Here is a 1,259-nt window from a genome sequence, read left to right on the forward strand (position 1 = left end):
CACGGGGTTTGGCGTCATCACATCGGCAATGGGCTGATTGGTATCCATGTCTTGTGCGACGACCGATTTCGTCATATCTCGGTCGGTGACTAAGCCAATAATCTCGCCTTCTTTCATCACAACGGCACAGGAGCTGCGTTGTTTGCCGCACATGGTTTGCGCCACACTGCGGATAGAGTCGTTCACATCGACAATCGCAATGTTTTCACTGGCGATCTCGCCAACGGTACGAAAGAACAGCCCTTTTTCTTCTTTTCGACAAACGTACTTCACCGCAGAACTCAAGCGCACATTGGCTTGGGCGGCAAAATAGTCGGCAAATTCTGGGTGTTCTTCGCTGACCAGTTTTAGCTCAGAATGGGGGATCAAATAGAGCAATGAATCTTCAATCGCTTCCGCTTGGTAGCCATCTTCGGCATTTTCGAGTGGGTCGAGGAAAGTAAAACCAAATTGGTCATCTTGCCCAAGGCGTGCACGCAGTTCGCCGTTAGGCGTGCGCTGTTCAATGGCGCCGGTTCGGATGATGTAGAGGTAACGTTGATCGCACAAGGCGCTAAAACCGATGGTTTCACCCCTCACGAGGTACTTGACCTTGACGGAGTTGGCGATGCTTTCAACCACAGGTTCTGGCAGTTTATCAAAGGGGTCAATTTTGATTAAAAAGTCGAAGATGTTTGGAGTGACGGATGTGCCCATGGTTTACCTCTAAAATGAACCGGTGTTTCAATGTTGTTCTAAGTGGCAAAAAAAGCAGCCTCGCGGCTGCCTCTTGTTTCTGATTATGCCGGGTAATCGTGGTAACCCAATTGCTCAGAAATGTTTTTACCTGCTTGATGCAGTAAGCCGACGTAATATTCCATTCTCTCTTCATCGAAACGGATGGTTGGGAATGAGATAGACAAGCCAGCAATGATTTGACCAAAGCGGTCATAAATCGGCGCAGCGATACAACGAAGACCTGGTTCTTGCTCTTCGTTATCTTCTGCATAGTGGAAATCGCGTACTTTCGCCAATTCTTCTAGCACTTGATCGGTGTTTTCCAATGTTTTTTCTGTGTGCTTAATGAACTCGACATCGCTCAATACGTCACGAACGAAGCTTTCATCGCGCTCAGAAAGCAGCACTTTACCAATCGCAGTACTGTAGAGCGGATTGCGACGACCGATGCGCGATTGCATGCGTAGGTTGTAGCCAGAGTCGATTTTGTGGATGTAAATGATGGCATTTTCATCCAGCGCACCAAGGTGCAAGGCTTCGTT

The 1,259-nt window shown here is 48.2% G+C and carries 2 protein-coding genes; both read right to left on the reverse strand.

The window, feature by feature from the left end:
* A partial coding sequence (locus tag R7P35_RS24880) for a CBS domain-containing protein (protein ID WP_140171141.1) occupies positions 1 to 696 on the reverse strand: 696 nt, incomplete at its 3' end.
* Between the two features lie 83 nt (positions 697 to 779).
* Positions 780 to 1,259, reverse strand: a 480-nt coding sequence (gene kdgR, locus R7P35_RS24885) for a DNA-binding transcriptional regulator KdgR (protein ID WP_318093052.1), incomplete at its 5' end; no start/stop codon positions are given.

This window comes from Vibrio sp. Vb0304 (assembly GCF_033338995.1).
Lineage (GTDB): Bacteria > Pseudomonadota > Gammaproteobacteria > Enterobacterales > Vibrionaceae > Vibrio > Vibrio alginolyticus.